Origin of the sequence: Sphaerimonospora mesophila (assembly GCF_001417795.1) — a bacterium.
In the GTDB taxonomy this organism is placed as follows: domain Bacteria; phylum Actinomycetota; class Actinomycetes; order Streptosporangiales; family Streptosporangiaceae; genus Sphaerimonospora; species Sphaerimonospora mesophila.
In genome coordinates, this window is record NZ_BCBX01000030.1 from 201,276 (window position 1) to 225,258 (window position 23,983).

The 23,983-nt window shown below is 68.5% G+C and carries 41 protein-coding genes; 4 read left to right on the plus strand and 37 right to left on the minus strand.

The features are described 5' to 3' along the window. Window positions 1-7: 7 nt before the first annotated feature. The 30 genes from AP234_RS01215 to AP234_RS01350 all read right to left on the minus strand — a co-directional run bounded on the left by AP234_RS01215 (window position 8) and on the right by AP234_RS01350 (window position 16,032). On the minus strand, window positions 8-214 hold the full coding sequence (locus AP234_RS01215) for a hypothetical protein (RefSeq protein WP_055477635.1): 207 nt from the start codon (window positions 212-214) through the stop codon (window positions 8-10). Further along, a complete protein-coding gene (locus AP234_RS01220; RefSeq protein WP_055477636.1) occupies window positions 207-395 on the minus strand; it encodes a BldC family transcriptional regulator in 189 nt (62 codons plus the stop codon). The genes AP234_RS01215 and AP234_RS01220 overlap by 8 nt, the downstream gene beginning before the upstream one ends. Continuing rightward, window positions 388-849, minus strand: coding sequence for a hypothetical protein (locus tag AP234_RS01225; RefSeq protein ID WP_055477637.1), 462 nt, complete (start codon window positions 847-849; stop codon window positions 388-390). Before AP234_RS01225 ends, AP234_RS01220 begins: the two co-directional genes overlap by 8 nt. Window positions 850-866: 17 nt before the next feature. Then, complete coding sequence (locus tag AP234_RS01230; RefSeq protein ID WP_055477638.1) at window positions 867-1,091, minus strand: hypothetical protein; 225 nt, start codon at window positions 1,089-1,091, stop codon at window positions 867-869. Further along, window positions 1,088-1,357, minus strand: a complete 270-nt coding sequence (locus AP234_RS01235; RefSeq protein WP_083501666.1) for a WhiB family transcriptional regulator — start codon at window positions 1,355-1,357, stop codon at window positions 1,088-1,090. The genes AP234_RS01230 and AP234_RS01235 overlap by 4 nt, the downstream gene beginning before the upstream one ends. A gap of 566 nt (window positions 1,358-1,923) precedes the next feature. Beyond that, window positions 1,924-2,052, minus strand: a complete 129-nt coding sequence (locus AP234_RS39075; protein ID WP_268777993.1) for a hypothetical protein — start codon at window positions 2,050-2,052, stop codon at window positions 1,924-1,926. Continuing rightward, window positions 2,028-2,705 carry a hypothetical protein gene (locus tag AP234_RS01240; protein WP_055477639.1) on the minus strand — a complete coding sequence of 226 codons (678 nt, stop codon included), beginning with the start codon at window positions 2,703-2,705 and terminating at the stop codon, window positions 2,028-2,030. Before AP234_RS01240 ends, AP234_RS39075 begins: the two co-directional genes overlap by 25 nt. Then, window positions 2,702-3,124, minus strand: a complete 423-nt coding sequence (locus AP234_RS01245; protein ID WP_152990179.1) for a hypothetical protein — start codon at window positions 3,122-3,124, stop codon at window positions 2,702-2,704. Before AP234_RS01245 ends, AP234_RS01240 begins: the two co-directional genes overlap by 4 nt. A 133-nt stretch (window positions 3,125-3,257) precedes the next feature. Further along, window positions 3,258-4,091, minus strand: coding sequence for a DUF5131 family protein (locus AP234_RS01250; RefSeq protein WP_055477641.1), 834 nt, complete (start codon window positions 4,089-4,091; stop codon window positions 3,258-3,260). A 5-nt stretch (window positions 4,092-4,096) separates the two neighbouring features. Further along, complete coding sequence (locus AP234_RS01255; RefSeq protein ID WP_055477642.1) at window positions 4,097-4,468, minus strand: hypothetical protein; 372 nt, start codon at window positions 4,466-4,468, stop codon at window positions 4,097-4,099. Next, complete coding sequence (locus tag AP234_RS01260; RefSeq protein ID WP_055477643.1) at window positions 4,465-4,734, minus strand: hypothetical protein; 270 nt, start codon at window positions 4,732-4,734, stop codon at window positions 4,465-4,467. The genes AP234_RS01255 and AP234_RS01260 overlap by 4 nt, the downstream gene beginning before the upstream one ends. After that, complete coding sequence (locus AP234_RS01265; protein WP_055477644.1) at window positions 4,731-5,144, minus strand: hypothetical protein; 414 nt, start codon at window positions 5,142-5,144, stop codon at window positions 4,731-4,733. Before AP234_RS01265 ends, AP234_RS01260 begins: the two co-directional genes overlap by 4 nt. A gap of 187 nt (window positions 5,145-5,331) precedes the next feature. Then, entirely contained in the window at window positions 5,332-6,507 is a 1,176-nt protein-coding gene (locus tag AP234_RS01270; RefSeq protein WP_055477645.1) for a glutathionylspermidine synthase family protein, read from the minus strand. Beyond that, window positions 6,507-6,764: a hypothetical protein gene (locus AP234_RS01275; RefSeq protein WP_152990180.1), complete on the minus strand. Its 258-nt coding sequence runs from the start codon at window positions 6,762-6,764 to the stop codon at window positions 6,507-6,509. Before AP234_RS01275 ends, AP234_RS01270 begins: the two co-directional genes overlap by 1 nt. A 107-nt stretch (window positions 6,765-6,871) precedes the next feature. Next, window positions 6,872-7,333, minus strand: a complete 462-nt coding sequence (locus AP234_RS01280; RefSeq protein WP_055477647.1) for a hypothetical protein — start codon at window positions 7,331-7,333, stop codon at window positions 6,872-6,874. Further along, complete coding sequence (locus tag AP234_RS36975) at window positions 7,326-7,493, minus strand: hypothetical protein (RefSeq protein ID WP_160330357.1); 168 nt, start codon at window positions 7,491-7,493, stop codon at window positions 7,326-7,328. The genes AP234_RS01280 and AP234_RS36975 overlap by 8 nt, the downstream gene beginning before the upstream one ends. Continuing rightward, window positions 7,486-7,926 (minus strand): DUF4406 domain-containing protein, encoded by a 441-nt coding sequence (locus AP234_RS01285; protein WP_235557896.1) that lies wholly within the window; start codon window positions 7,924-7,926, stop codon window positions 7,486-7,488. Before AP234_RS01285 ends, AP234_RS36975 begins: the two co-directional genes overlap by 8 nt. A gap of 321 nt (window positions 7,927-8,247) precedes the next feature. Then, window positions 8,248-8,817, minus strand: a complete 570-nt coding sequence (locus tag AP234_RS01290; protein WP_055477648.1) for a hypothetical protein — start codon at window positions 8,815-8,817, stop codon at window positions 8,248-8,250. Between the two features lie 110 nt (window positions 8,818-8,927). Then, complete coding sequence (locus tag AP234_RS01295; protein ID WP_055477649.1) at window positions 8,928-9,191, minus strand: hypothetical protein; 264 nt, start codon at window positions 9,189-9,191, stop codon at window positions 8,928-8,930. 1 nt (window position 9,192) lies between these two features. Further along, on the minus strand, window positions 9,193-9,390 hold the full coding sequence (locus AP234_RS01300) for a hypothetical protein (RefSeq protein WP_055477650.1): 198 nt from the start codon (window positions 9,388-9,390) through the stop codon (window positions 9,193-9,195). After that, a complete protein-coding gene (locus tag AP234_RS01305; RefSeq protein WP_055477651.1) occupies window positions 9,387-10,586 on the minus strand; it encodes a hypothetical protein in 1,200 nt (399 codons plus the stop codon). Before AP234_RS01305 ends, AP234_RS01300 begins: the two co-directional genes overlap by 4 nt. Further along, window positions 10,583-11,614, minus strand: a complete 1,032-nt coding sequence (locus AP234_RS01310) for a phosphoadenosine phosphosulfate reductase family protein (RefSeq protein ID WP_055477652.1) — start codon at window positions 11,612-11,614, stop codon at window positions 10,583-10,585. The genes AP234_RS01305 and AP234_RS01310 overlap by 4 nt, the downstream gene beginning before the upstream one ends. Continuing rightward, a complete protein-coding gene (locus AP234_RS01315; protein ID WP_055477653.1) occupies window positions 11,611-12,441 on the minus strand; it encodes a DNA adenine methylase in 831 nt (276 codons plus the stop codon). Before AP234_RS01315 ends, AP234_RS01310 begins: the two co-directional genes overlap by 4 nt. Then, the gene (locus tag AP234_RS01320) at window positions 12,438-12,905 is read right to left on the minus strand and encodes a hypothetical protein (RefSeq protein WP_235557957.1); all 468 of its coding nucleotides are present in this window, start codon (window positions 12,903-12,905) and stop codon (window positions 12,438-12,440) included. Before AP234_RS01320 ends, AP234_RS01315 begins: the two co-directional genes overlap by 4 nt. After that, window positions 12,902-13,831 carry a hypothetical protein gene (locus AP234_RS01325; protein ID WP_055477655.1) on the minus strand — a complete coding sequence of 310 codons (930 nt, stop codon included), beginning with the start codon at window positions 13,829-13,831 and terminating at the stop codon, window positions 12,902-12,904. Before AP234_RS01325 ends, AP234_RS01320 begins: the two co-directional genes overlap by 4 nt. Next, on the minus strand, window positions 13,828-14,703 hold the full coding sequence (locus AP234_RS01330) for a PD-(D/E)XK nuclease-like domain-containing protein (RefSeq protein WP_055477656.1): 876 nt from the start codon (window positions 14,701-14,703) through the stop codon (window positions 13,828-13,830). The genes AP234_RS01325 and AP234_RS01330 overlap by 4 nt, the downstream gene beginning before the upstream one ends. Next, on the minus strand, window positions 14,700-15,080 hold the full coding sequence (locus tag AP234_RS01335; protein ID WP_055477657.1) for a hypothetical protein: 381 nt from the start codon (window positions 15,078-15,080) through the stop codon (window positions 14,700-14,702). Before AP234_RS01335 ends, AP234_RS01330 begins: the two co-directional genes overlap by 4 nt. After that, window positions 15,077-15,361, minus strand: coding sequence for a hypothetical protein (locus AP234_RS01340; protein WP_055477658.1), 285 nt, complete (start codon window positions 15,359-15,361; stop codon window positions 15,077-15,079). Before AP234_RS01340 ends, AP234_RS01335 begins: the two co-directional genes overlap by 4 nt. Continuing rightward, window positions 15,354-15,686, minus strand: a complete 333-nt coding sequence (locus tag AP234_RS01345; RefSeq protein ID WP_152990181.1) for a hypothetical protein — start codon at window positions 15,684-15,686, stop codon at window positions 15,354-15,356. The genes AP234_RS01340 and AP234_RS01345 overlap by 8 nt, the downstream gene beginning before the upstream one ends. 91 nt (window positions 15,687-15,777) lie before the next feature. Next, on the minus strand, window positions 15,778-16,032 hold the full coding sequence (locus tag AP234_RS01350) for a hypothetical protein (RefSeq protein ID WP_055477660.1): 255 nt from the start codon (window positions 16,030-16,032) through the stop codon (window positions 15,778-15,780). 199 nt (window positions 16,033-16,231) lie between these two features. Between AP234_RS01350 and AP234_RS35795 the strand changes: the two genes are divergently transcribed. Beyond that, window positions 16,232-16,708: a helix-turn-helix domain-containing protein gene (locus AP234_RS35795; RefSeq protein ID WP_152990182.1), complete on the plus strand. Its 477-nt coding sequence runs from the start codon at window positions 16,232-16,234 to the stop codon at window positions 16,706-16,708. Between the two features lie 405 nt (window positions 16,709-17,113). On the opposite strand, the gene AP234_RS35800 is transcribed toward AP234_RS35795, so the two are convergent. Beyond that, complete coding sequence (locus tag AP234_RS35800; RefSeq protein ID WP_152990183.1) at window positions 17,114-17,350, minus strand: hypothetical protein; 237 nt, start codon at window positions 17,348-17,350, stop codon at window positions 17,114-17,116. A 242-nt stretch (window positions 17,351-17,592) separates the two neighbouring features. After that, the gene (locus AP234_RS35805; RefSeq protein ID WP_152990184.1) at window positions 17,593-17,856 is read right to left on the minus strand and encodes a hypothetical protein; all 264 of its coding nucleotides are present in this window, start codon (window positions 17,854-17,856) and stop codon (window positions 17,593-17,595) included. Between the two features lie 746 nt (window positions 17,857-18,602). Here AP234_RS35805 and AP234_RS38315 point away from each other — a divergent pair. Then, a complete protein-coding gene (locus AP234_RS38315) occupies window positions 18,603-18,890 on the plus strand; it encodes a hypothetical protein (protein ID WP_055477662.1) in 288 nt (95 codons plus the stop codon). Between the two features lie 145 nt (window positions 18,891-19,035). Here the strand turns inward: AP234_RS38315 and AP234_RS01365 are convergent, their stop codons facing one another. The 3 genes from AP234_RS01365 to AP234_RS38320 are packed head-to-tail and all read right to left on the minus strand — an operon-like array spanning window position 19,036 to window position 20,158. Continuing rightward, the gene (locus AP234_RS01365; protein ID WP_235557897.1) at window positions 19,036-19,440 is read right to left on the minus strand and encodes a VOC family protein; all 405 of its coding nucleotides are present in this window, start codon (window positions 19,438-19,440) and stop codon (window positions 19,036-19,038) included. Continuing rightward, on the minus strand, window positions 19,437-19,799 hold the full coding sequence (locus AP234_RS01370) for a DUF1801 domain-containing protein (RefSeq protein WP_055477663.1): 363 nt from the start codon (window positions 19,797-19,799) through the stop codon (window positions 19,437-19,439). Before AP234_RS01370 ends, AP234_RS01365 begins: the two co-directional genes overlap by 4 nt. Further along, on the minus strand, window positions 19,796-20,158 hold the full coding sequence (locus AP234_RS38320) for a hypothetical protein (protein WP_235557898.1): 363 nt from the start codon (window positions 20,156-20,158) through the stop codon (window positions 19,796-19,798). Before AP234_RS38320 ends, AP234_RS01370 begins: the two co-directional genes overlap by 4 nt. A 148-nt stretch (window positions 20,159-20,306) precedes the next feature. On the opposite strand from AP234_RS38320, the gene AP234_RS01375 reads away from it, so the two are divergent. Together AP234_RS01375 and AP234_RS01380 are read left to right on the plus strand one after the other, a co-directional pair. After that, window positions 20,307-21,212 (plus strand): LysR substrate-binding domain-containing protein, encoded by a 906-nt coding sequence (locus AP234_RS01375; RefSeq protein WP_055477664.1) that lies wholly within the window; start codon window positions 20,307-20,309, stop codon window positions 21,210-21,212. 176 nt (window positions 21,213-21,388) lie between these two features. Next, window positions 21,389-22,369, plus strand: coding sequence for a LysR family transcriptional regulator (locus AP234_RS01380; RefSeq protein WP_083501761.1), 981 nt, complete (start codon window positions 21,389-21,391; stop codon window positions 22,367-22,369). 79 nt (window positions 22,370-22,448) lie between these two features. Here the strand turns inward: AP234_RS01380 and AP234_RS01385 are convergent, their stop codons facing one another. Further along, window positions 22,449-22,727, minus strand: coding sequence for an SDR family oxidoreductase (locus AP234_RS01385; RefSeq protein WP_055477665.1), 279 nt, complete (start codon window positions 22,725-22,727; stop codon window positions 22,449-22,451). Window positions 22,728-22,783: 56 nt separating this feature from the next. Beyond that, a complete protein-coding gene (locus AP234_RS01390) occupies window positions 22,784-23,557 on the minus strand; it encodes an oxidoreductase (protein ID WP_055477666.1) in 774 nt (257 codons plus the stop codon). Window positions 23,558-23,983 lie beyond the last annotated feature (426 nt).

A 23,983-nucleotide genomic window follows, 5' to 3' on the forward strand; every position in this document is an offset into this window, starting at 1 on the left:
GGGGCGGTCACGCCGGAGGCTCCTCTCCGGTGCGGTCGTGGACAGTCCAGCCGAACTCGTCGGCGATCAACCCGGCCAGCCTGAGCGCGCCCTCCCTACTCCCCACTTCGGCACGGCCGGACAGCACTGGCGACTTGGGGAGAGTGACCCGCCACACGGTGAGGCAGCCCCGCTGGTACGGGGCTACCTCCACCACCGGCCGCTCGTCAGGCACTGGCGTCCTCGAGGGTCTCGCCACGCAGCAGCGCCTGGACATCCGATTCGCGGTACCTGCGGTGCCCTCCCAGGGTGCGGATCGCGGGAATCCGGCCCTGCTTCGCCCAGCGGGAGACGGTCTTCGGGTCGACCCGGAAAATCGCGCCGACCTCGCGAGGGGTGAGGAGACGGTCAGCCACGACGCCACCGCCTGTCCTCGTAGTGGGCGAGACGCTCGGCAAGAGCGTTGGCGCGGTCCCGCTCCAGCAGGTACAACGCCTGCGGCCCCTCCGAGCGCAACACGGCGTTGTCGCGCTGGAGCTGGTCGATCCGGGCCAGTAGATCCTCGTGGCTGGCCCGTGCAGGCGTGCTGGGCACGGTCACCTGCCGGGCCGGGGCCTTCTGCTCGCGGACACGCCGGGCCGTGGCCTCCACCTCTCGGCGCAGCTTCGCCACCTCGCACTCCAACTGGTCGACGCGGGTGTGCGCGTCAGCCAGTTCGGCGCGGAGCCGCTCCTCTCCGTCGTCGGCGGCCGGGACGGGGGTGAGGAGCATCGTCGGCTGCTCGTCATCCCCCGGCCAGTCGGGGACGTCAAGCGGCTCGTGGAGGTCCCTCCGGGCACCTGCCCAGCGGGCGCGTAAACGGGTGAACAACGAACGCCTTCCTCTCTTCAGTGGGTGGGTTGGCCGGCAGCGGCCGAGTCGTCCGCTGCGGCGGCGAGCGCCTGGTCGAGGTCGTTGAGGACCTCGGCGCATAGGTCGCGGCACGCCGTCGCTGTGACGGTGCTGCCGTCAGTGGTGTGGATGCGCCGCTCGTACACCAGGCGGCGTTCGGCCCAGCGGGCGCGCATGGCCAGCAGCTGGTCCCGCAGCGTCAGCAGCTCGGTCTCGGTCATGCCGCGGCCCAGCCTCGGCGCATCCGACGGCGCCGCTCAGAGGCACGCTCGTCCTCGTTCAGGCCACCCCAAGTGCCGTACTTCTCCGGCCGCTGGAGGCTGTAGTCGATGCACTCCGCGCGCACCGGACACTGGGCGCAGATGGCCTTCGCCTTGCGCTCCCTGATGTCACGCTCTGCCTGGCGCTCGCCGTCGGGGCCGAAGAACAGCACCAGGTCTTCGCCTTGGCAGGCGGCTCGGTCTTGCCACGTCCAGGGGTTACGCATCGGGGTTACCTCCTCTTGGTGGTGCGGATGGGCAGGTGGAACAGCAACCCAGGCCGGGTAGTCGATGTGGGCTGCGGATAGGTCGGGTTGGCGCGTCGACTTGGCGCGGCACGGGGAGGGCCGTGACGGTGGTGCTCTGGGTCTCGGGACGACTCGTCGGACGTCGACGGGGTGGTTGGTGCAGCGGAAGGCTCGGCTCGTCGACGTGGCAGGGGACGGTTTGGTTTGTCGGCGTGGGTGGGCACGGCCGGGGGACGGTTCGGTTCGTCGGCGTGAAACGTGATCGGCTTGGGATGTCGCAACGGCGAGGAATGACCTGACTTGGTTCGTCGTGCAGGTCAGGGAAGGTTCGGCTTGACGTGTCGTAGAGGCTCGGGGCGGGCTGCCAAGGATCGGGTAGTCGGTTGGGTTGGGAAGGCCAGGCTCGTCGGTGTTGGGTGGGCTAGCCGTATCTGTCACGGCGTCGCAGACGGGCATCTGGGGGTCTCTTCTCGGGGTCGGAGTGATCAGCGGGGTTGTGATGTCCGGGCCGGGCCTCAGCCGCATGGGTAGGGGCCCGGCGCGTCTCAGCAGCGGGCGAATTCCAAGAGCTCGAACCGGCCGTCTGAGCGGCCGCGATCGGCGCCGATGCCGATCTGCTCACCGGCTTGGAAGATCCTCGCCCACGCGGTCAGCGGCAGGAAGTCGTCCCGCACCCGCAGCCGAAACTCCAGCGTCGGCTGGTAGACGTACTCGACCCGGCTGATCGAGTTCCGGGGCCTTGAGGGGTCATGACGTGCTTGAACCGCTCTTCGACCCCGGTCGGCTCGGTCACGCCTAGCGGGATGAAGATCTCCTCGACGAACGCCCGCTCCACGATCGTGCCCATCAGGCCCTTCTTGAAGCCCGGCGGGAGTGGCCGGCCGACACCGGAGTCATGCGCTTTCTTGGTCTTTGTGTCTTTGCTGGCGGGGGGTTTGCCGTCCCAGTCGGACCCGGGGTACGCCGAGTTGGCCCATTCCTTGATCGCGGCTTTCATGCACCGCCCCTCGAACACCAGCTCTCCCGTGACGGGATGGCGCAGAAACCCGTTCACGCTGGGTGCGGCGTCGGTCTCCATCAGCGCGTCAGCGAGCTGATCGGTGCCGGGCTGCCCATCGGGGAACCGCGAGTGCAGGACCTGGTCGACCATCTCCTGCAGATCCCGGTCCCCGAGCTGCATCTTCGCTTTCAACCAGCTCTTGATCACCGACTTGTTCGACGGGATCCCCCCGACGAGCTTGTCGATACAGCGCAACCGCACACGGTAGGTCGCGAACTGGTCATCCAACTCGACGCCGAGCTGGGCAAACACATCCAACGCGCTCACGACGCCACCTCACCCTTCACGACCCGGGAAATCGGAGTGACCCGGCCGGCGCGGAGCGCGGCGTTCGCGGCCTCCAACTCCCTGACCCTGGCCTTGGCCTGGTCGAACCGCGTCTGCAGGTCCTCCACGTAGGCGGCGGTCGACGGCGGCATGTCCGGCGGCGGCAGTTCCTCCAGCGTGTTACGGGTCTGCCGGATGAGCTGGCGGGCCCGGCCGAACTCGGCGACGGTGAGCTGCAGCCGGGTCGCATGCTCGATCGCGCGGAACGCGTCGAACAGCTCGCGCGGGCTCCGGCCATCCAGGCTCTGGCCGACGATGGCCTCGATGTCGGCGCGTAGCGCGGGGTCTGTCTGGATCAACGCCACAGCGGCGTCGAACTCCTCTTGGCTGTACTCCTGCGCTCTGCGTCTTCTGGACACCCGGGGTCCTCCCTTCACGGGTGACGGGGTAACGGGGATGAGGGGGTGAGTTGGGGCCACGGGCCCGCCCTGGACGGGCCAACGCACGAGACCATCGGGATCTCAAACCGGGCAGGCCCGTGGAGACTTGGGGTCAGGCGGCCAGCTGCGGGTACTCACGGACCCGCAAGTCGGCAGGCCAGAACGACCAGTCGCCGCCCTTGCGGTCACCCTGAGCTGCGACAGAACGTCCGCCGACCACGACATCGGATGCCCAGACCGCGCCCATCTGCTTCACGAACACGGGCACGCCCGCGTCCTGGCACTGCTCGCGGATGGAACGCACCCACTCCAGATCCAGGGGCCGGGCGCCGCTGCCGCTCTCGCCGCCGACCACGATCCAGCTCAGCGACGGCTCGTCCCGCCGGTAGGGGTCGGCTCCGACCCAGTCGTCACGAAGAACGACCGGGCCGAGCAGCGGCTCGGCCGAGACCCAGCGCACGGCAGCCGGGGTTTCCAGCAGCGCGGGTATCCGGGCGTCGGCTTGCTCCTGGTTCTCTGCGGAGACGCCCATCCACAGGTTCGGCGGCCAGGGCAACTTGTGGGCGATCTTCGGTAGGCGCGCGGCGCGCTTGGTCAGCACCTGATAGGTGTGCTGCGGGGTGGCCTCGATCACCTCGAACACGCGGCGGACGAAGTCCAGCGGCACCCGAGCGTGCAGCAAGTCACTCATCGAGTTGACGAAGACCTTGCGCGGCCTGGCCCAGGTGAACGGCTCGTTCAGCGTGTCCGGGTGAAGGGTGAGGCCGAACCCGGGGCCGCTGGTGCGGGGGTCGCCGTCGTTCTGGTACTTCGCGCTGCCCATGCTCTTGAGGCGCTTCGCCATCGGGAGCGCGTAGCAGTGGTCGCAGCCAGCCGAGATGCGATCGCATCCGGTGGTGGGGTTCCAGGTCTGGTCCGTCCATTCGATGGAGGTCTTGGTGCTCATCGCTGTCATACCTCCGTGCCGGGGTGGTTGCTGGAACGTCGGGTCAGTGCGCGGTCGCGGCGGAGCCACCACGGAGCCACATGCCAGGCCCCGCACCGGCAGGAGTGGATCCGGTAGAACAGATGCCGCAACACTCCGTTCCGGCGCCGGTGTGCGTATAGCGCGTTCCTGGCCTGTCTCCACGTCGGGTACGGGTCGAGATCCAGACGGGGGCAGTCCTCCATCTCGGCCCATTCCTCACGCGGCCACAACCGGTCGTGAAGGCCGGCCAGTTCCTCGTCCAGGGCGTCCAGGCGAGTGCTGTACGACTCGGGGTGACCAGCAGGCATCCGCACGGGCTCGTCCAGCAGTCCCTCATGCGGTAGACGGCGGGTCACAGCCCCTCCCAGCGGAGGTGGAAAACGGACACGGTCTCCCGACGGCGCGGCTGCTCCAGGTCGTCGCCAGGGTGGTAGTCCCAGCTGACGTAGGCGACCGGCCGTCCCCGCAGGTAGCCGACGTCGTCCACGGTGCCCTGGTCGACGATGCCGTTTGAGGCGCGGCTGACGCGGGATTGGGGGCGGAAAAGGAAACGCAGGTGGTCGATGTCCCCTTCTGCGATCGTCTCCACGAGGTCGGGCGAAGCATCCGTGGTGAGGGTCACGTCAGTCCTCCATTCGAGGTCGGAGCGTCTGATAGTTCGCGGCGGAGCCTGTTCAGCTCGGCCAGGTGCGACTCTGCGCGCTGGGAAGCAAGGTCGGCCTGCTGCTCGGCGCGGGCCGCCCGCTCGGACAGGCGCGTGTTCTCCCGCCGGGCCGCAGCCAGGCACGTTTGCAGGCCCTCGAGGTCCTCGCGGGCCGCGCGGAGGTGGACGTCGGTCACCTCACGCTCGATCTGCCGGCCCGAGAGGAGCCCGTAGGCGAACGCGAACCCACCGGTGAGCCAGGCGGCGAGCATCCAGTCGGGGCCGCCGATGACCCACCACAGGCCCATCAGGCAGATGATGACCGTGCAGGCGAGCGCGGTGGAGTACGGCTGCAGCACAGGCTTGCGGGTGGGGGTGCCGGGGGTCACCGTGCCCTCCCCCGCCCGCCGTGGCGGCCTCCGAGGGTGCAGTCCGGCACCCAGGCGCTGGTGTACGACACCCGACGAGCACGCCGCGGATACTGGCGGGCCCGGTGGCGGTGCCACACATGCACGCACGTGGATACCACCCCCACGCCAGCGACGATGAGCATGCCGTTGAGGAACTGGCCGGCGGTCATGCCAACGCCCCCATCCCGGCGGAGTCCGTGATGAGGTGCGGCACGAACGACGAGGTGTTATCCGTGATCAGACCGCGGGTTTCTCGGATGCCGAGGCCGGCGGCTTCGTCGCCGACGACCCATGCGCCGAGGACGGGCCGCCAGCCGCCGAGGTCGGGGAGCGGCCAGAACTCCTGGTGGACGTAGCCTTCGGCGCCGTACTCCCCTTCGGTGTGGATCACCTGGCCGGGAGTGACGACCCGCATGGACGCGCCTTCACGGCCGAGCAGCGGCTTGGCCACGTACGAGACCAGCTCGCGAGGGCTGTCGAGGTACGCCGGGAGCAGGTTCGGATGGTCGGGGAACAACTCCCACAACAGCGCGAGCAGCGCCTTGTTCGACAGGAGCATCTTCCACAACGGCTCCACCCACGGCGTGCGGGGCTGAGCGTCGACCGCGGCCGGGCCGAAATCGTCAGCCGCGGCCCATTCCCACGGGTACAGCTTGAACATCCGCTCGATCGGCTCGCCGTGCTGGTCCACAAAGATGCGGCGGCCGGTGTCCCAGCCGACGGTCTCGATCGGCTGGACTACCGCGTTCACGCCACCGTCAGCGGCGGCCTCGGCCATGTAGGCGGCGTTCAGCGCGTCCTCGCCGGCTTCGTCCGTCTGGGTGTAGGTGAAGTGCACCATGGTGCCCTTGGCGAGTGCGGCCCAGGCGGCGGCGAGTCGTTCGTGCAGGGAGTTCCACTGATCGGCGTGGGGGCGGACGTCCTGTTTCCAGTACCACTGGGCAACCGCCGACTCCACCAGCGATGTGGGGGTGTCGGCGTTGTACTCCAGCAGCTTCGCGTGCGAGACGCCATCCCAGCACAGATCGAACCTGCCGTAGACGTGCGGGTCACGCCGCCGCCACGACGCGGTGATCGGCTCCCACAGCCACTCGGGGATCCGGAAGTCGGAGAACCGGCGCCGCTTCACAACGTGGTCGACCACGTCCAAGCACATGCGGTGGAGCTCCTCCACCACGACCTCGAGGTCCTCGACCTGGGCGAGCGTGACGCGGTAGTGCACGCCCTCGTCCCAGTACGGGCGGCCCTCCGCGCCGGGCTCCACCGCCTGGTGGAACCCAAGCCCCTGAGCTTCGACGATCCGCTCCCACCCGGGGCGGCGGGTGCCGGTGTGACGGTGCATCACGAACCGCCTCCGCCCTTGGCGTTGCCGCCGAACCCTCCGACGATCACGCGGCCCGACCTGCTGGAGATGTTGGTGTTCTGCGGCCGAGTCAACGTCCCGCCGGTGACGGTGCCGTTGGAGGCGTGGCTGCCGCCGTAGATCCACACGAACCCGCCACCGCCGTGGCCTCCGCTGCTGCGGTGGTTGTCGCAGTAGCTGTCAGCGACCGCCCTGTACGAGCCGTCGCGCTGCTTGGCCGCGCAGTCCGCAGTCACTGTGCCCCGGTCATTGCTGCACGCAGCCGCGAAGGCCAACGAGAAGGCGACCAGAGCGGTCACGGGCACAGCCCGAGACGCTTTGATACGACGGGAAGGCGACTCGGTCATGACGGGCTCCCAGCGGGTTCCTGGTCGTCCAGGGCCCCGGCCTGCTGCGCGCACGAGGCGATCTCCCGCAGGCCTGCGGCAGGGTCCCCGGTGTCGGCGGCGAGGCGGACGGCAGAGCGGATGACCTCACCGAGAGCGTCGAGGGCACCGCCGAGGTGCTTGCCAGCGACGCGGAGCCGGTCGACCTCGCCCAGCAGGCGGGGCATGTCCACGGCGTAGACCGGGACCGCACGAGAACACCGCTGCGCCGCGCGCTCCGGACCGAGGTAGTTCTGCGGCCACGTGAGCGCCTTGGACACGTCCGGCTGCTGCTGGAACACCAGACCCTGGCCGTCGACCCACACCCACTCGTGATGGCTGCTCGCGGTGTGCGGCTCGTCAGAGTGATCGCAGAAGAAGCCAACTGGAGCTTGCGCGCGGAGGGCGGCGAGCTGCTCGTCGGTCAGAGGCTCAGACATCACGCACCCCCATCCACGAGGCGTGCGCGGACGCTGCATGCAGCAGGACCTCCGCATGCTCGGCGGGCAGCTCAACGAAGTCGTCTTCCTGGGTGGCGAGGCTGTTTTGCACGGAGCGGAGAGCGTCGCGGAGCTGATCACGGAAGGTAAGCTCAGTCATGGTCGCCTCCCACGAGGTAGCGGACCGGCTTGCCCTGCTGCTCGGCGTAGGCGATCTCCGACCGGGTGGAGTCGCCGTAGTAGCCGCTCTCGTCGCTGACGACGAGGACCTCGTCGGCGAGGTCGATCTTCCGCTTGTGCAACTCGTCGAGGCGGGTCTTCTCCTCGTCGGTGAGGGGGTCGCCGGAGTGGGCGAACACGCCGGGGGCGAGCACGATGACGCCCTGGCGGGTGAGGTGCTGGTTGGCGGCGGCGAACTCCTCACGGAAGCGGGTGCTGCCGCACAGGGCGACGATCGGCGGTCTCCCGGCGCGCAGCCGCTCAACCTCACCCACCAGGGCGCATGCTTCCTCCTGGCTAAGGCCAAACCAGACCTCGGCGTTGCAACGCTGACGCAGCTCGTTGAGGCGCTCGTCGGACAGGTGGGCGGTCATTGGTTTCTCCTTGTGGCGGGGTCGGTGTCGGGGTGGCACGGGCAACGCCCATCAACCGGGCGGGGCGGGCGGACGTACCGGACAGGCTCGTCATCTCCGGTTCGGCGGCGGGCCGTCCTTGGAGCGGTGTGCCGGCCTGTGCTGGGGGCGAGCAGGTCGCGCAGGACCATCACGCACCCCCTGGGGACATGTGACGGGGAGCCTCGTCACGGATCGGGTCGAACGCGACAGTCGCGTCCGGGTCGAACCCAGGGGCGGGCTCGGGCATGTGGTGTCGGCCACGCGGCGGGGGAACCAGACGGAGCAGCAGCGCGCGGAGCCTCATGACGGCCGCTCCGGGGTCTCCTCGCCGATCGTCGCGACCCGCGAGTTCGGGTCTGCGGGGTTGCACAGCGATCCGATCGCGTGGTTCAGCTGCCGCTCGCCGCGCTCGTTGGTGTCCCACCACACCGGGTTGCCGCAGTAGATGCAGTGCCCCACGGGCGGGTTGTCCGTCGGTGCGGCCGGGACTGCGGCGATGAGACCGGTGTGCGGGGCGTCACCGCCGTTCCACACCGCGTGCTGGGACGCGCCCTGCTGGCCGGGGAGCGGCCACACCGCCGTGTCCTGCAGCGGATACCCGGCCTCAGCGAGCCGCCGCCGGTACCTGTCCGCAGTGCCGTCCAACTCGGCGAGGACGGTGTCCGTGGCGTCGACTTCCCGGCCGAGATCATCGCGTTGCCGGGCGAGTTCATCTCGTTTACGGAGCAAGTCAGCGCGGTACGTGGACTGGTTCGCCCGTTCGTTTTCCACGCGTCGTAGTTCGGTGGCCAGGACAGCGGCGGCGGCCTGCGTCAAGGGCGCCGGCGCGGTGCTCTGGGAATGGGCCGGGGGTAGGTTCTGCTTGGCCATGAGGGGCCTCCTTGCTGGGTTTCTTTCTCTGTTGTGCTGCGAGGTGGCGGGGGCGGTGCCCTCCCCCGATCCGGGGGCACCGCCACCCGCACGACTGGGAAAGGGTGAGGTCAGGCCGTAGTCACTGGGTTTGCGATGGGCGTGAGCGGGACACCGGCCGCCGGAGAGAACGGCACCGCGCCGACCACCGGCCAGTCCGCGACCTTCTCGTCCGTCTCGTAGCCGCACGAGCCCCATTCGTCGGTGACCATCCACCGGTTCGGAGACGGCGGGGACGGCCAGAGAACAGCGATGACCTTGCCGTTCGGCTTGCGGCGCACGGTGCCGAGCAAGTTGTCTGCGGGCGATCCGGACAGGTTCGGCTGCGTGCTCATGTCAGGAGTTCTCCTCGTTGTCGTTGCGGGCGTAGCGGGGGTCCGCCACCTGGGCAGAGATGCACGCGGGGCAGATCCCACAGACCTGGCCGTCACTGCGGGCCACGCACGGGATCCGTGAGTCACCGATGCACGGGTGGTCGACGGGGAGGGTCTGCGCCTCCCACGGGCAGTAGTGCAGGTCCTCGACGGGAATCACGACGCCTCCCGAGACCACAGGGTGAGCTGGGACGGTGTCGCGGCGGCGGAATCCCACACCTGGCCGAACTGGGCGTTAACCTTCTCGACGGCCCTGGCCGGGGCGGCTACGAGGGCGTGCTCGCGGCACGGGTAGTACAGGCCGCGCTCGGTGAGCCACACCCGGTGATAGCCGCGCTCGTTCTGGACGCGGGTGTTACGGGCGGCTGCAAGGTCATGAAGGTAGTCGAGCGTCTGCGTGCGGGTGCCAGTGGTGAGCCGTTCGATTGATCTGACAGCGGTTCCGGGGCGCATGACATCGCCGTGGCGGGCACGAAACGCGCGCCGGACGTCGTACACGCCCCACTCATCCGCATCAAGCACCGCGGCGAACCGAGCAAGCAAATCAGCGGTCCCGGGATGCGCGGCGAGCACATCGGCGAGGCGCTCTCCCCCGATCAGCCCCTGACGTGGGTTGAGCGCGACGGCGGCGTACTCCATGAGCAGCGGGAGCATCGCCTCCTCGGGGTTCGCGAGGTAGCGGGCGATGGTGCGGTTCCGGCCACCGTCACGCAAAGCGAAGGCATAGGGGCAGAATGCACACGCCGACTTCGGCCACTCCACCCCGAGCTGCGCCCGGATGTACCGGAGGCAGGCATCCCGATCCCACCCCCACTCGATCAACGGATAGGACGGGATCCGGCCAGGTACCTTGCCCTCCCGCATGTCGCGGACCATCCGAGACGTTTCGTTGGCCTCGAAGCCGACCACATGCCGGAACCCGGCGCCGCTGGTGTGCCGGCTGATCCAGTAGTCGAGGGGCCAGCCTTTCGCCTTGATCGAGCACTTCCGGGTGCCGCCCGATTGGGGGATGGTGCCGTTGGTGAGCATCTCCGCTGCGAGGGTGTAGTACGGCCGCTCGGCAGTCGGGCGGATGTGGCACAGCGTGGGCGTGGTGGTGTCGTTGAGGACGGTGATGCCGTCCGTCTGGGATGCGCTCTTACGGGCGACCTGGACGGTACGGATGCCATGCCGTGCGAGCAGGGGGTAGACATGGGTCTCGACCAGGCGGCCGGTCTCTTCCCATTCGTTGCCGGTCTGCGCGCTGATGACGACCAAGTCCTTCAAGGGGAAGTCCCGCGTCTCCGGTTCTGCGATCCAGCGCAGGAGGATCGCGGTCGAGTCGACACCGAACCCGTAGGAGAGGATCACGTTCACGCCGCCTCCCGCGAGGGCGTCCGGCCGGGTGCGAGCGACACGGCACGGCGAGCGCAGCGCATGACCTTGTCAAGCTGTGCGACCGTGCGGCGGTTGACGCGCTTGGCCGGGAACGGCGGCTTGCCAGCGGCGGCACGATCGGCGTTCTTGGCGTCCTGCTGCTCCTGGACGACCGCTCGGATCACCCCGGCGAGCGCGCCCAGTGCGGTCCTTGCGTCCGGGTTACCAGCCTGCTCCAGCTCGGCGACGTGGAGACCGCCGACGATCTCGACCATGGACAGGTCAAGGCGGAAGCGGTGGCCAAGCTCCTGCTCGGCCCACAGGTAGTCCGAGGCGAGCTCGGGGCGCAGCCACGCAGCCAGGAACAAATCTTCCGGGCTCGCCAACACGCACAGGGAGCAGGACAGGCGGCTCATGCCCCACGAGTAGGCGGCATGCGGGCGAAGCCCGGCGGCCTTGATCTCCGCCCAGACCTCGCCCACCGTCCAGTCACGGATCGGGTGCCAGCGGGTGATGGTGCGGTTCCGCGACGAGTGCGCCTCATCGACGGCGAGGATCGACTTGCGGGCGCGGTTGTCGGACTCCTCACCGCGGATGCCGAGGGCGTACAGCACACGGACGGGGCGGCTGGTGATGCCGGCCTCGGCGCGGAACTCTTCCACGAGCTGGGTGACGAGCTTTATGCCTTGGCTGGTCTTCTGGTCCGACGTGCACCACCGCGCGGCCGACGACATCCACTTGCGGCGCTCGTTGAGAAGCTGGTCCCATAGCCCGCCGCGCTCGCGGCGGCGTACCTCGAACCGGAAGCCGTACCGCTCGGCGTGCTCGCGCGCCAGCGCCTCCACGCCGGGCCACTCGACCGGGTGACCCGAGCGCGTGACGCCGAGGTCGTTGTGCAAGACCACGACGGGGCCGGTGAATCCCTGCGCGGTGACCAGGCGTGCGACGTAGGCGGTCAGCGCCATGGAGTCCTTCCCGGCGCTGCTGTTGATGACGATGAGGTCGTGGTCGTGGAGGTTAGGGTTCATGACGCCTCCCCCAGGTCGAACAGCGATGGCGTGATGTTCGGGAACGGCCGGTTCGACCACAGCACCTCTGTACGGCGCTGCCAGTCGTTCGCCTGACCCGTGTGGGCCTCGATCTCCATCCGATGCCAGCCGTCGTACAGCTCGTCGTACAGCGGCGAGTGATAGCCCGACAGGACGACGGTGGCGCGGCATGCCTCGAGGTGCTTCGCGAGTTCGCGGTGCTCAGCCTCGCCGCCCATCTCGTGCCGGTAGTTCCGGGCACGGGTCGAGCCGAGGTAGGGCGGGTCCACGTACAGCAGCACCCCGGGGTGGCGCCCGTAGGCATCGAGGACCTCCAAGGCGGGACGGCACTCCAGCGAGACGCAGGAGAGACGCTCAGCCACCGGGGCGAGCCGCGACACATACCCAGCGAGGTAGCGAGGCATCCCAGACGACGACCCCGCAGGGTCCTGAAAGTGCCGCCACCCGGTCTGCCTCAATGTCCCAGCCCGGCCCTGCGTCAGACGCACCCACACCAGGCGAGCACGCTCCAGATCGGGCAAGGCCTCGAGGTCGACATCCTTCACCGCCTCGAACTCCGCCCGCGAATGCGGGGTGAGAGCGCACAGACGCTCGAGCTCGAGCGGGTTCTCCCGCAGGACCCGCCAGAACACCATGAGGTCCTGGTCGATGTCGTTGACGGTCTCCATCCGCGACGGCCTCTTCGCCAGCAGCACGGCCAGGCTTCCGGCGTACGGCTCGACGTAGTGCTCGTGGGCGGGCAGTAGACGCGCGATGTCTGGGCCGAGGGTCTGCTTGGACCCGTAGTACGGGATCGGCGGTTTCACGACGACTCCCGAACCGGTTCGGCGGGGGTCCAGGTGCCGTCGTCGGCGAGCAGCACCCACCCGTACCGGGCGTGCCGCACGGGCACGCGGGTGGGGTCGACCACGCCGCGGCGGATCTTCCACCCGTTCGCGTACGCCCGCGCCGGTTCCCCTTCCACCACCTGGTGGCAGGGACGGCACGCATGGAGGTTGTTGGCCGGCGTGTTCGATCGCGCGTCGTGGGTGCCGCCCATCCCCTTGGCGAGCCGATGCGAGGGGTCCACCGCCGGGGCGCGCCCGTGGCAGACGACACCGATCTCACACAACCCTCGGGATCGGTCGGCGATCACGCTCATGACGTCCGGGCCGGGGCCGGTGTACCGGCGCGAGGCACGGATGCGGGTCTTCCGCTTGGGGGGCTGGCCGCCCTGGAGCGGCGTACGCCGCACCAGGGCAGACCGGCGAACCAAAGGCGTCCGCTTCACGAGTCGCCACCCGTCTCGGAGATCTCCTCCTCCGAGTAGTGCAACGGGTCACTCTCCGACGGCTCGGGCTCGCTCCCCTCCTCCGGCTCCGAGACCTTCTCCGTGCCTTCTGCGGCAGGCTTCTGCGGCTTGGTGATCTCCTCGACAGTCACCCGTGGCTGCGGGAACTCCTCCTCGATCGTGACCTCGCGGCGACGGATGCTCCGCCAGATCACCCGGAGCTGGGCAACGTCGTAGCCGTTCCACTCGTCCTTGCTCCGGCCGAGCTTCTGTTCCAACTGGTCCGGCGACACACCGATCCCGGCGTAGCCCTCGATGACGTCCGTGATGACCTGGGGAAGGGTCTTACCTTCCCCGCCACCGGCCAAAGTCTTGTTGCACAGCTCCTTGGCTTCCTCGACGAACCACGGCGGCAGGATCGCGAAGATGACCTCGCGCAGGCGACGGGCTCCGGCGTTGGCGTTGTTCTCGTAGATGTCCCGGGCCGAGGTGAGCGCGGTGGCGCCGTCGCTGGTGTCCCGGGCGTGAGGGACGATGAAGTTCAGCGACGACCGGGTGTTCCGCTCGACGTCCCAGGCCCACGCCTGCATCTCGGACTGGCCGTACTCGTCGTCGCGGCGCATCTCCGAAACGCCGTACTGAACGTTGCCGAAGCACCGGGCCAACTCGCGGGCGAGGTGCACTGTCGGGCCGGTGATGTTCTTCCCGGCCCGGTTGTAGCGGTAGAACGCCCGCTCGGCGAGGAACTTCTGAGCGCAGGAATCCTGCATCGCAGCGCGGGCGGCCTGGATGTCGCGGGGGCACTGCTGCGCCACGACGATCGCGGCGTGCACCTCAGCAACGGCGCGGGACTGCTCGACGGCGGTGGCCTGCCCGATCCGAGTCGGCGCGGGCAGCCTGGGGGCGACACGGTCGATCTGGTTCATGAAAGCTCCCGAAGGTAGGCGTTCTCCACCCAGGCGGGCAGGCGGATCAGGGCGATGTCGTCGGTGTAGCCGGGCCAGTGGCCGGTCTCGACGCAGTGGGCGTAGGTGTGGATGGCCTGTCGGTTGCGTTCACGGCCGAGCCGGAGTGAGACCTGGTCCAGCTCGACCACCGTGATCAGGTAGGGAGGGGTCTTCTCCTGGAACACGAAGAGCATCGCCGCCTGGTCGGCGAGACCGAGCTCTCGGACGCCGTCCACGTACCAGGCGGCTTGCTGGTGGTAGCCGTACTCGAAGACCGACCGCTGGATCGCGTCCGGGTGCGCGCTCTTCGTCGTCTTCAGATCGCCTACGATCAGCCGACCGGGGCCGATCGTCGGTAGCCAGTCCAGGCGGGCACGCCGCCAGATCCCGGTCTGGCGGTCCTGCCAGATCAGCGTCTGCTCCGGGTCCCCGGTCTCCGGGTTGAACAGCTGCGATGCGATCGGGTGACGGCGGACCTGCTCGGCCATCGCTCGGACCTGCTCGAACTCGTGCCGCAACAGCGGGGTCGCCCCCGAGTCGTAAGCAGCGTCCCGCTTCTCACGGGCGGCTTTCGTCCGCCAGTCCGCCGCGTCCACCACAACCAGCTCCGGGCCCGACCCGAGCACCAGCTTGTGCGCGGCGGTCCCCAAGTCGAACTCCCGCTTCGGGGCCGGCGGGTTGAGCTGCTCGTGCCGGAACTGGGCCGGGCACTTCAGGATCTTCCGCGCCCCTGTGGATGACAGGCTCCGGCCGGGCACGGGGTCGGCGTGGTAGTCCTCCTCCGGGATGTCGTACACCCCGGGAATGACCTCTTCAGCGGCCGTAGTGGTTTCGGGCAGGGTCGCGGTCACTGGCCCTCACCGTCCTCACGGTGGACGAGAGCGAGAGGGCCGTAGTGCTCAGCCACGTGGTAGACGCCGTGCTCGCCCCAGTCGTCCACGGACTTCCGCTGGGGCGAGCAGAACGCGACGTACGCATCGCCATCCATGTCGTAGGCCGTAATCGCGAACCACAGGTCGCCGTCGCGGTCGCGCCATAGGTCGCCCAACTGCGGAGGGAACTCCGCCGGGGCGACTGGCGTGATCGCGGCCTGAGGCGGCATAGCCCATCCGCCCTTGTCGTCGTCGCACTTGACGACCACGGCGCCGTCCGAGTGCCTCGCGAGGACGCGAACGCCCTTGATGGTGATGTCGACGATGGTGCCGATCTTGATCTCGGAGCCGGTCACTGGTCACCCCCGGAGGCCTTCTCGGCCTGCGCGGTGGGGTAGGTGACCGGCGCGACCTCGGTGACCACCGCGCGTAGGCGGTCGGCGTGCTGCTGCAAGGTGCTCAACCCGTGGGAGTCCTCGAGGATCGCCGCGAGGACGCCACGGACTGCCAGGGCCCGATCCACGATGAGCTGGTCACGGGCGGCCAGGTGCTCGTAGGCGGCAGCCTGCGGGACGTCGAGGACCTCACGGATAGCGGTGAGGAGCTCCCGCATGTCAGCGTTGAGGGCGTCAGCCATGGTGCACCTGCCCGTCCTCGTCGCGGGGCAGGATCGCGACCGGCTCGTCAGCCGTGAAGGCGAACCCCCATCCGTCGAACCACACCTCGTAGAACTCCGGCCCGGTGATCTGGGCGATCGGGAGCATGTCGAGTTCGTCGGTCACGAAGACGTCGCCGACGACCAGGTCGGAGGCGGTGGTGATGACGGGGATCGGGCCGGTGTAGGTGCCGGCGTCCAGCGCGGCGAGTAGACGGGCCGCGAGGCGGGGTTGGAAGGCGTCGAGCTGCTCCCACTTCACGCTCGCTGAGCGCGTTGTAGGGGCGGGAGGTGAGATGATGGACATCCGTCCGGCTCTCCTCTCAGACTTGAATGGGTTGTTGGAGCTGGGCGTTTTGCGGGCCTGACCGGGTGCATCGGTTGGGCCCGCCGCCGTTTCACGGCGAGTCGGAAACGTCGAACAGGGCGTCGATGTGCTTTCGGACGTTGTCGTCGCCGAGGAGGCGGAGAACTCCGAGGACGTATCGGCCGCTGAGTGCCTGTCGTTCACCGGTCAGGGCGCGGTGGTGCATGGTGAAGTGCACGCCCATGGCTGCGGCTTGGGCTGTTTGTGTGGTGAGGCCGAGGCGGTGGGCGCGGTCCTCGAAGGCCCTCCTCTTGAGGGCGACGCGGTGGCCTTTGGGATGGCCCACGGGGGTTCTCCGATCGCTTAGCGGTCTGTGCTGTGACGCACAATCACCCTAGGCTGTGCTGTGCGGCACAGCAAGAGATTCCCAGAAAAAATCTGGAGTCCCAGGAGTGGGGTTCACCTGCACGTATCCACGCCAGACGGGACATACCACTCAAGCTGTGCTCTGTCGCACAGCACGAGCGCAAGCTACATTTGTGCGCGTGGGCAAAACTGCTGGTCCGCTCGGCGTGTGGCTGGCTGGCGAGCTGACCCGGCGCGGCTACGACCTAGCACGCGGCGGCCAGTCCAGACTCGCCAGAGAAGCGGACATACATCCATCAGTCATCAACCGCGTCCTCCGCGAGGACCGGGGCCTGGAAATCGGGCTCCTCCGCCGCCTCGGCAAAGCCTTGGGCTACTCCTTGGGCGAGATGCTCGTCCACGCCGGCCTCGCGGAGCCGGACGAGCTGCCCGTCCGGGAGCACCTAGACGCGGAGCCCGGCGCACCGCCAGGGCCCGCCTCGTCCGAGCCTCCCCGCTACGACGATCCGGTACTGCAGTACCTATGGGACGCGCCGGACCCTAGTCTGTTGGATAGTCAGCGCGAGGCGCTGGTGCGGGTCTATTTGGCGTTCAGGCAGGGACAGGACCGCGCAACGAATAACGACTCGACCGTAATCCGACGATTCGGAACGTAGATAAATATTGGATCACGGTAGCCTTAAATCCTCCTGAAAATGTGGATTAGCGGGAAAAGTCATACATTCAACCCGCATGTCCCAGGAGTTCGTATGACCAAGCGCGATGACTCGCCCGAGAGCGCCAGCATCGCCGATTTAACAGCCCGACGACGCCTCCAAGAGCAGATCGCCGGGCTGGAGTGCGCACTGGATGCTGCGCTCACCCTTCACGAGGTGCCCATCCAGCTCACCCAGGCGCTCCGCGCCCCCACAGGAACGCTCCACACCGTCCCTCTCCACCTCCCCGACGGCCAAGGCGCCCGTATCGTCGTCCACCCCATCGGCGAACCAGACCCCGTCCGAGAAGCCGCGATCTGGCAGCACCTCACAACGGTCGGACCAGCACTCTCCCCCGGCCGACAGCTACAGTCCATGGACCCTGCGATCGCCGTCGTGGAGATCGGCACCGCGACCCTGGTCAACACCGCGCAGTCCCGCCTCGCCGTCCGCGCGGCCCTCAGGATGCTGCGCTTCCCCGCCCTCGCACTCCCCGCACCACTCGCGTGGATCTGGCGCCAGGCACGCCGGCGTCCCGCGCAGGCCGGTGTCGCCGTCGTGGCCGCTGTAGCGGTCGGGACTGCGGTCGCGATGACGGCCCATCACCCCACCGGCCAGGCTCCTGTTCTCACCCAGGCGCGGCCGTCCGTCCCCATCGCACTCGATGCCGCGGCACAGCCCACATCGTCCCCGGCCCCTACGATGAGGGACACCAGACGACCTCATGCCGAGCCGACGGTGCCGCCGCGCCTCTCCCCTGGGCCGCAGCCGCCCGCACCAGGTGACCGGCCGTCGCCGACTTCCGCACCGAAGCAGGCGTCCTCTCCCGCGCCTGGCCGGTCCTCTCAGCACTCCCGCCAGAGCGTGAAGTCCTCCGCCGCGGCGCCGAGGCCCACGGCGCCGAGCCGGAGCACCACGCCGCCATCGACGCGTCCGACTCCGACGGCGAACGCTCCATCCCCCACTCGTGATGTCCCTGCTTCGGAGCCGACCCCCACCTCGACAGCGACGAGCTCGGCCCCGCCGCCTGAGCCGTCATCTCCCCCGGCTCCTACGGCGAGTGCTCCACCACCGGCAGGGCGGGACTGCCGCATCCTCAACGTGGACATCAAACTGCCGATCCTCGGCGTGGACCTCTGCCTCTAAACCGGGCGCAGCAACGGGGACGGGACCAACCAACCTCGGGGGACCGTGGGAGACCGAACGGGGACCGGCAGTCGCAGACGGTCCCGTCCCCTACCGGAAATAACCGCATTTTCCGGCACGGCCAATACTCCGCCGACCTGCAGAAAAGGAAAACGCGACACCGCTCGGAATAGCCCGGCACGAAAACCAGGAGACTTCTAATCCGACGGTCGCAGGTTCGAATCCTGCAGGGCGCGCTCCTCCCATCAGCCCAAACCCTGGCTGACCTGGGCTTTCCCTTGATCGCCCCGTGGCTGCCTACGCAGCCGTACGCCATCAGATGCGGCCCGAGGCGGCCACTCCCGTAACATATCCAGAATGATCTTTGCCACGTTTGCGCAGGTCAGCTCCAGGATTCCGCCGCTCCCCGGAACGATTCCGAGCCCCTCGGTCCCCACTGCCGCTGGCCTTCCTACGAGCCGCGGCGGACAATCCTCGCGAGAGGATTCCTTCTGCGCTGTGGGGGTCGAGTGTGATCAAGAGCAGACGTGGCATCTCGATCTTAGGCGTGCTCGCCATGCTGGCCGGCGGATGCTCGGTGGATGGTCCGACGGCAGGGGCACAAGGCACTGGACGACCCTCCGACGCGTGCGTTTCCAACGTCACGCGAGACGCACTGCCCACTTGGGCGCGGGCGGGGTTCAGCGATGACGGATCGGGCGTCCCCCACGTGTTCAGCGAGCACGGCGACATCATCGCCGTGCTATTCAAGTACCCGCCAGTGGCCTCCCCCGATCTCGCCGTCTCGAACAAGATCCTCTGGGTCTCACGGCTGCCACAGCAGCCGATGCAGCCGTTGACGATCGAGGCCACGCTGGACGGGACGACTACGTCAGTGATCCGCGAGATCGCCACCGGCCCCGGGCCTTCGTCCGTCAACCTGCCGAAGGCAGGATGCTGGCACCTGAGGTTGAGCTGGTCCGGGCACGCCGATGCCATGACACTCAGGTTCACCTGACCGCCGCCGCTGCGGCGCAGGGCATCACGAGACAGGTGTTGGCGCCAATGGCACCGGGATTCCCCGAGCCTCCGCAGTTCAGAGCCCCTCTCACGACATCCGCGAGAGGGGCTCTTTCGATTCCGGAGGTGCCGTAGTCTCCGCCTCAGCCGGACGATCCTTCGGCGTCCTGCGGATACCAGCGCAGTTCGACGGTGTTGCCGTCCGGGTCCCGCACGTAGATCGAGGTCGCGCTGCCCCGTGCGCCGAATCTGCCCACTGGCCCTTCGAGGATGGTGAAGACGCCCGATTCGATGACCTCTTGCCAATCCAGCGGTTCCACGACCAGACAGATGTGGTCGACGTTCGACTCGCTGCGAGGGCGGCGGACCAGGTCGATGATGGTGTCCGGGGTGACCCTCACTGAGGGGAACGGGGCATTGCCGGCGCGCCACTCGGCGACGCGTACCGGCTCCATGCCAAGGAGTCCGCAGTAGAACTCAAGCGCGCGCTCGACGTCCTGGACGTTGAGCACCAGGTGGTCGAAGGCTTTCACGTGCATGGTCGTCATCTCGTCTCCAGGGTGTAGGCCTGACGCAGCCAGTCGGTGAACAGGGCCGGGTCGATGTCGTCGACGGCACGGAGCTTCACCGAGGCCATCGTGCGGGCACCCGAGATGAGGCGCCCGGACGAGTCGGCGAGTTCCTGCCCGCGCCACAACCCGAAGGTGATGGACGACTGGTACGCCTTGAGCAGGCAGATGGGGTTCTGGCCCGGTTTGTCGCCGAGGCTCCAGGTTGGGTGGCCGTGCCACATCGCGCCGCTGACGCCGGGCAGGGCCGCGTCGATGACGGGACGCAGTTTCTCGCCGATCTCCTGCAACGTGTCGTCGAGACCGGCCAGGTAGTCGGTGATGTTCGTTGTGTTCATGGCTTTCCTGTCTCGGTTGTCGAAGGTGTCAGGCCGGCTGGTAGTGCAGGTGAACCACGCCGGGACTGAAGGTGGCCGAGGCGGCCAGGGCCGGGGCATGGTGTTGGACGCGCCCAGTCGGGCATCGCGTTCAACGCGTCGGCCATGTCATCGGTTTGGTGTGGCCAGGTCGCCGCGAATGCTTCGTACGTCGTCCGTCCCAGTAGCGGCGTTTCCGCACCGGCCATGATCCCGCCGACGACCGCGCCCATTTCGTCGTTCACGTACGGAAAGTGCCAGGTCTCGGGTGCCTCAACCACGCCGTCGAGAGAAATGAACAGTCCCGCGACGATCCTGCGGGTCCCGGTGGCGTTGAACATGCGAGTAGCTCCGTGTGTTGTGGTCGGGCCGGTTTCCGGGGGGCTTCCCCTGGACCGGATGCCGCTCTCAACGATGCGCGATGCGCTGGCGGCCACCAAGCCACGATCGGGCTACGATCGTTGAATCAGGTTCAACGGTGGGGAGCCCATGCTGGAACGGCACGAGATCGAGACCTTCTTGACGCTCGCTGAGGAGCTGCATTTCGGCCGTACCGCCGAACGCCTACGGGTCACGACCGGACGGATCAGCCACGTGATCAAGAAGCTGGAACGTCGCATCGGGGCTCCGCTGTTCGAGCGCACCAGTCGCGTCGTGCGTCTCACCTCGATCGGGCGGCAACTCGCCGATGACCTGGCGCCGTTGGCGGCCCAGATGGACAAGGCGATCCACAGGGCCATCGACGCCGGCCGCGGTGTGGTCGGACGACTGCGGGTGGCGTTCCTCGGCGAGTGGACCGCGCCGGTGCTGCTCAGGGGTGTCAGTCTGTTCACCGAGCGCCACCCGGACTGCGAGGTCGAGGTTCACGAGGCGCAGTTGTTCAACTCGCGATCGAGCCTGGTCGACGGCTCCGTCGACATCCTCCTCGCCTCGTATCCTTTCGACGGCATGGCCCGCGGTCCGACCCTGCTGCTGGAGGACCGCGTACTGGCCGTGGCTGCCGAGCACCCGCTGGCCCGCGAGAAGTCTGTGTCCCTCGAAGTCCTCGCCGAACACCCCGTCGTGCAGTATCCATCGGTCACTTCGGCGGACTTCAAGCGCGACCGCACGCCCGACCACACCCCCTCGGGCAGACCCATCCCGAAGGGACCGGCGGGCAACACGTTCTCCGAGATGCTCTCCCTCGTCGCGATGGGCAAGGGCGTTCTCCCAGTGGGCGATCACAGCAGGCGGTACTACCCCCGCCCGGATGTCGCGTACGTGCCGATCCACGATGCGCCGCCGATCGAGCGAGGACTGGTCTGGCCGGAGACCAACACGACCGAGCGGGTGCGCGAGTTCGTGCGGGCCGCGACGGACGCCAACCGTAGGACCACAACGCCGTCTACATCATGATCGTTGTGGGGCGGAACGGCGTCGCCTTTGGGAAGGGTTCGGGACGGGAGTGTGTTGAGGCGAGGGTGCCGGGTGGGCTGAAGAATGCTCATCATCGCCGGTCGCGGAATCCGCTGACGTAAGTGGTTCGGGACACGATGACGGCGGGGTGGGCCACGCAGGAGGGATGGGAGCCGATGAGCCTTCGCCAGTTCGAGTATGCCCTGGCGGTCGCGGCGGAGGGCTCGGTTACGGCGGCGGCGGAGTTGTTGCAGGTCGCCCAGCCTTCAATGTCCCAGCAGATCCGCAACCTGGAGCGTGACCTCGGCGTGACGTTGTTCACACGGACGTCGGCCGGACTTGTGCCCACCGCGGTCGGCCGGGCGTTCCTGAAGGAGGCGGAGGTCACGGTGAACGCGGCTCGGCGGGCGCGGGCAACGGCGCGGGCCGGCGCGGATGACCTGGTGGGGGAGCTGATCGTCGCGGTGCAGCTGGGCTTCGGCACGCGGCAGTTGCCGGGCGCGCTGAGCGTGCTGCGGCGCCGCTTCCCGCGGCTGGAGGTCACCGTCTTCGAGGAGTCGAGCGCCGCTGAGCTGGATCGGCTGTGCCGCAGGGGTGCGCTGGGCCTCGCCCTGATGGCCGCGTGCGAGCGGAGTCCCGCGGACGCCCACCGCCTCGGCGAGGAGGAGTTCGTCGTGGTGCTGGGCGCCGGGCACCGGCAGCTCGCCGCGGACCGGGTCGAGCTGCGCGAGCTGGAGGGGGAACCGTGGGTCAGGTTCGACCGCGACAGCGCACTGGACGGCGTGCTGCTGGAGGCGTCGCGGAGCGACGGGCTGACCCCGGCCACGGTCGCCCGCGTGTCCCAGACGGCGACAGCCGTTCGGTGGGCCGCCGACGGCCTGGGGGTGACGCTCGTCCCGGCCTCCGCGGTGCCCCGTGGTTATGAGCACCTCGCGCGTCCGGTGTTCCCGGCCGTGTCCCAGCCTGTCATCGCCGTGGTCCGGTCCGACGCGGGCCCGGCGGCGACCGCACTGCTGGAGGTCCTGCGTGAGGAGACCTGGGACAGCTCCACCTCCTTTCGCCGGGCAGGCGCTGGGGCCGGTGAGCTGCACGATGAGGTTGCCATGGTGCACGCCGCCGAACGGTTCGTCCTGGGCCGTGATCGCTTGTTCCGGTGAGCGTTCGAGGACGGTGTGGGGGAAGGCGATCCGGCCTGCGGCGTGCCATGAGGCGTAGAGGCTGGGACGTGGGGGCCGGTCAGAGTTGGGTGACTCCGCCGTCCACTGCGAGTTCGATGCCCGCGGTGTACGTCGCGTCGAAGGCGAGGAACGCGGCCGCGGTGGCGATCTCGTCGAGGGTGCCGAAACGCCGCATGGGATTGTCCGCGAGGCGCTCCGCCTTGAACTGCTCGGCTTCCTCCTTGGTCATGGAGCGCTCCAGAATCCCCGTGTCGTCCGCGAGGAACCTCGCAATCTCGAGCCCGATGCCGCTGCTGCCACCGGTGACCACTACATTCTTGTCGCTGTACTTTTCCATGCCGTGATTCCTTCGTTGCTTGACGTTGAAGTGCGCCGCCGAATTTCCCTTCGGCGTCAGTTCCTGGGGTATTCGCCGCCGTCCACCGAGAAATAGGTCCCGGTGATCCAGCTCGCCCGGTCGGAAACGAGGAAAAGCACCGCGTCGGCGATGTCGTCAGGCCGGCCGTCGCGCCCGAGCGGGGGTGTGGCGATCGCGCCCGATTCCGCGTTGTCGCTCGCCCACCGCCTCCGCGTCTCCTCGCCACCGGGTGTGGCGGTCCTGCCGGGGCCTAGGGCGTTGACCCGGACTCCGAACGGGGCCAGCTCCGCGGCCAGGGCCCGGCTGTAGCTCTCCAGCCCCGCCTTCGCCGCCTGGTAGTGCGCGAACGCCGGCACTGGCGGGAGGAGCGCGGCCGTGGAGATGTGCACGATCGCCCCCGATCCCCGTTCCCGCATCCCCGGTGCCAGCAGCGAGTTCAGCCGCACCGCCGCCAGGAGGTTCAGCTCCAGCGTGTCCTGCCAGTCCTCGGCGGGGATCGTCATGGCGCTGCCGCCCGCGTTGGCGCGCGCACCACCCGCGTTGTGGACCAGGATGTCCACCCCGCCGAGCGTCTCCTGCACGGCCGTGGCCAGCGCCTCCGTCCCGGCCTGTGTCCGGATGTCGGCCGTCACGAAGGCGGCGCCCTCCGGCGCCGTGTACGTGGTCGACCTGGCGGTGGCCAAGACCTCGGCGCCCGCGTCCAGGAGCCGGCGCACGACGGCCGCTCCGATTCCGCGGGAACCACCTGTGACCAGAGCTCGCTTTCCTTTAAGCTCTCGCGGCTCAGCTTCGTTCTCGAACGTGGTCATGCCGCCATTCCTTTCGATTGTTCGCTCATTCGCTCGGCGCGGGCACAGCGCGAATCTTTCGAGCAATCGCGGTGTGCGCCTCGTCGACCCGATTCACGGTATGTCCGAAAAGAACGAGAGGCAAAGATGAAATATCAGCGGCTGCCATAGGGAATTCCTATGGGCATCACGGTTGCCGGTGCCGCGAGGCCTGCTGTCGCCACAGTGTTCGTCCCGCCTCGGCCGGGGCTGCCCGGGTGGTGACGTCGGCGGCCTGGCCGCATGCTGCACGCTCTGACGCGACGCGGGGTACTCGAGCAAGAGGCCGTCGTGACGGCGGCTCGTTTGAGATCATCCGACCGAACAAGTCGGCAATTGTGTGCAGAAGTGTTGCTATGGCAGACCCATCGAGCACTACAACGCGCATCGACCGCCATCGGGTTGTCT

Excerpts from the sequence above, each read along its gene's own strand:
- AP234_RS01230 (WP_055477638.1), bottom strand. The coding sequence starts at position 1,091 with ATGACCGAGACCGAGCTGCTGACGCTGCGGGACCAGCTGCTGGCCATG.
- AP234_RS01235 (WP_083501666.1), bottom strand. The coding sequence starts at position 1,357 with ATGCGTAACCCCTGGACGTGGCAAGACCGAGCCGCCTGCCAAGGCGAA.
- AP234_RS01250 (WP_055477641.1), bottom strand. The coding sequence starts at position 4,091 with ATGAGCACCAAGACCTCCATCGAATGGACGGACCAGACCTGGAACCCC.
- AP234_RS01270 (WP_055477645.1), bottom strand. The coding sequence starts at position 6,507 with ATGCACCGTCACACCGGCACCCGCCGCCCCGGGTGGGAGCGGATCGTC.
- AP234_RS01280 (WP_055477647.1), bottom strand. The coding sequence starts at position 7,333 with ATGTCTGAGCCTCTGACCGACGAGCAGCTCGCCGCCCTCCGCGCGCAA.
- AP234_RS36975 (WP_160330357.1), bottom strand. The coding sequence starts at position 7,493 with ATGACTGAGCTTACCTTCCGTGATCAGCTCCGCGACGCTCTCCGCTCC.
- AP234_RS01285 (WP_235557896.1), bottom strand. The coding sequence starts at position 7,926 with ATGACCGCCCACCTGTCCGACGAGCGCCTCAACGAGCTGCGTCAGCGT.
- AP234_RS01290 (WP_055477648.1), bottom strand. The coding sequence starts at position 8,817 with ATGGCCAAGCAGAACCTACCCCCGGCCCATTCCCAGAGCACCGCGCCG.
- AP234_RS01295 (WP_055477649.1), bottom strand. The coding sequence starts at position 9,191 with ATGAGCACGCAGCCGAACCTGTCCGGATCGCCCGCAGACAACTTGCTC.
- AP234_RS01310 (WP_055477652.1), bottom strand. The coding sequence starts at position 11,614 with ATGAACCCTAACCTCCACGACCACGACCTCATCGTCATCAACAGCAGC.
- AP234_RS01325 (WP_055477655.1), bottom strand. The coding sequence starts at position 13,831 with ATGAACCAGATCGACCGTGTCGCCCCCAGGCTGCCCGCGCCGACTCGG.
- AP234_RS01340 (WP_055477658.1), bottom strand. The coding sequence starts at position 15,361 with ATGGCTGACGCCCTCAACGCTGACATGCGGGAGCTCCTCACCGCTATC.
- AP234_RS01345 (WP_152990181.1), bottom strand. The coding sequence starts at position 15,686 with ATGTCCATCATCTCACCTCCCGCCCCTACAACGCGCTCAGCGAGCGTG.
- AP234_RS35800 (WP_152990183.1), bottom strand. The coding sequence starts at position 17,350 with ATGGGCCGTCATCGCGACCGCAGTCCCGACCGCTACAGCGGCCACGAC.
- AP234_RS35805 (WP_152990184.1), bottom strand. The coding sequence starts at position 17,856 with ATGTCCACGTTGAGGATGCGGCAGTCCCGCCCTGCCGGTGGTGGAGCA.
- AP234_RS01365 (WP_235557897.1), bottom strand. The coding sequence starts at position 19,440 with ATGACGACCATGCACGTGAAAGCCTTCGACCACCTGGTGCTCAACGTC.
- AP234_RS01370 (WP_055477663.1), bottom strand. The coding sequence starts at position 19,799 with ATGAACACAACGAACATCACCGACTACCTGGCCGGTCTCGACGACACG.
- AP234_RS38320 (WP_235557898.1), bottom strand. The coding sequence starts at position 20,158 with ATGTTCAACGCCACCGGGACCCGCAGGATCGTCGCGGGACTGTTCATT.
- AP234_RS01375 (WP_055477664.1), top strand. The coding sequence starts at position 20,307 with ATGCTGGAACGGCACGAGATCGAGACCTTCTTGACGCTCGCTGAGGAG.
- AP234_RS01380 (WP_083501761.1), top strand. The coding sequence starts at position 21,389 with ATGAGCCTTCGCCAGTTCGAGTATGCCCTGGCGGTCGCGGCGGAGGGC.
- AP234_RS01385 (WP_055477665.1), bottom strand. The coding sequence starts at position 22,727 with ATGGAAAAGTACAGCGACAAGAATGTAGTGGTCACCGGTGGCAGCAGC.
- AP234_RS01390 (WP_055477666.1), bottom strand. The coding sequence starts at position 23,557 with ATGACCACGTTCGAGAACGAAGCTGAGCCGCGAGAGCTTAAAGGAAAG.